The following is a 2,058-nucleotide window of genomic DNA, read 5'->3' on the forward strand; positions in this document are numbered from 1 at the left end:
ATAAAAGTTTAATCATTAAACTTTTATGCAAATTCCTTATTTTACCTATATCAAGAATTTAACAATTTCTGGTAGTAATTCGCAGCTAAAGAAGGCAAAATAGCGAACTGATAAATAACAGTCGATTTCAATAATTTCAGTTAACTTTTTCGTTTTTTATTTGGAAGCTTGTTGTGCAATTATTAGTTGAATTTTTTAGTAATTACGGCTATTTCGCTGTTTTATTTGTATTAATTATTTGTGGGTTTGGTGTGCCGATTCCGGAGGATATTACCTTAGTATCTGGCGGCATTATTGCTGGTTTAGGTTATGCTAATCCGCATATTATGCTAATTGTCAGTATGTTGGGGGTTTTAATTGGCGATAGCACAATGTATTGGTTAGGGCGCATTTATGGCGTGAAAATTTTACGTTTTCGTCCATTACGCCGTATTTTAAAACCTAAAACAATGCGAGCAGTGCGTGAAAAGTTTGATCGTTATGGTAATCGTGTTTTATTTGTTGCTCGCTTCCTACCCGGTTTAAGAGCGCCGATTTATATGGTGGCGGGAATTACCCACCGCATTAGTTATGTCAGATTTGTCTTGTTAGACTTTGCCGCAGCAATTATCTCAGTACCGATTTGGGTCTATTTGGGCTATCATGGTGCGCACAATTTGGATTGGATTAAAGAACAAATTAGTAAAGGGCAAACCGGCATTTATATTTTATTAGGTTTATTGGCATTATATTTAGCGTTCCATTATTTTAGAAAAAAACGTAATAACAACTAAGATTACTAAATTGGAAAAAGCGTTTTTGGCTTCTGGTCAAAAGCGCTTTTTCTTTTTGTAGAGTTGCCTAATCGTTGCTGTTGCTGATTGGGCAAAATACCGAACCACATCAAAAAAGTGTGAAATTCCCGCTAAAGAGTACCTTTTTATTCAGGATAAATCCGCGAAAAATTGTGTTAGCTCAAATTCTAGCAAAATGAACTCCATTATAATGCGCGACAGTTTTTTGAGAAAAGGAAGAAGCAATGAGTTGTTTTTTTGTAACGGGTACGGATACAAATGTCGGGAAAACTGTGGTTAGCCGAGCAATTATTCAGGCTTTACAATCACAAGGTGTAAAAATTGTCGGATATAAACCTATTGCTTGCGGCGAAGAAGACAGTATTTATACAGAAACATTAAAAGATGAGCTTGAAGTTGATCATTCCGAAGATAATAAAGATGTGAAGACCTTAATGGCGAGTACAGATCAACCTGTCAGCTATCAAGAAGTTAATAGTTATACTTTTACTGAAAGCAGCGTGCCAGTGCTTGCGGCGCTAGATGAAGTGAGCAATATTGATATCAATAAAATTGATCAGGATCTTGCTCATTTAACTTCACGCTATCAATCAGTATTAGTGGAAGGAACTTACGGTTGGTTAACGCCAATCAATAAAGAGATAACTTTTGATAAGTGGGTGCAAGAGCATAAAATGCCGGTGGTTTTAGTGGTTGGGATTAAAGAGGGATGTGTGAATCACGCGCTATTAACCGCACAATCTATTATGGCAGCCGGCGTACCTTTAGTAGGTTGGGTTGCAAATCGTATTAACCCTTGTTTACGGCATTATGCGGAAATTATTAAATTATTACATCAAGTGATTGATGCGCCTTTATTAGGAGAAATCCCGTATGTGCACCGCCCAGAACAGCAAGAACTCGGGCATTTCATTACTAACTTAGATCGGCTAACTTATCTAAAAACAGAACTCTGTTAATCATATTTATTAACTACAATAACGGCCTCGATTAAGAGGTCGTTAATTGCTAATAACTTGTACTAATTAGTAAAATTCTTGTACTTTCCTTTACATTTTTCTTAATCATAGGTAGCAATTGGCAAGTAAATTGTGTGTTATCTCACAAAATGCTAAAAAATATTGCCATTTCCCTAAAATAAATTGACGTAAAAATAAAAATAGGTATATGCTAACAATAAGTTATTTTTAAATAACGTTTCTACGTGTGGGAGATGTTGTCCATAATCTCTTGCTTATCTATCTTGCAACAAAGGAACTTATTA

At 35.5% G+C, this 2,058-nt stretch carries 2 protein-coding genes; both read left to right on the forward strand.

From position 1 onward, the window contains the following. Positions 1–173: 173 nt before the first annotated feature. The gene (locus tag QS62_RS11745; protein ID WP_066110397.1) at positions 174–773 is read left to right on the forward strand and encodes a DedA family protein; all 600 of its coding nucleotides are present in this window, start codon (positions 174–176) and stop codon (positions 771–773) included. Between the two features lie 245 nt (positions 774–1,018). Then, a complete protein-coding gene (gene bioD / locus QS62_RS11750) occupies positions 1,019–1,753 on the forward strand; it encodes a dethiobiotin synthase (RefSeq protein WP_066110399.1) in 735 nt (244 codons plus the stop codon). The last annotated feature ends 305 nt before the right edge of the window (positions 1,754–2,058 follow it).

This window comes from Gallibacterium salpingitidis, assembly GCF_001678495.1.
Taxonomy (GTDB): Bacteria; Pseudomonadota; Gammaproteobacteria; order Enterobacterales; family Pasteurellaceae; genus Gallibacterium; species Gallibacterium salpingitidis.

Bases quoted from the DNA above. Each gene is read 5' to 3' on its own strand.
- bioD (WP_066110399.1), top strand. From the start codon at position 1,019: ATGAGTTGTTTTTTTGTAACGGGTACGGATACAAATGTCGGGAAAACT.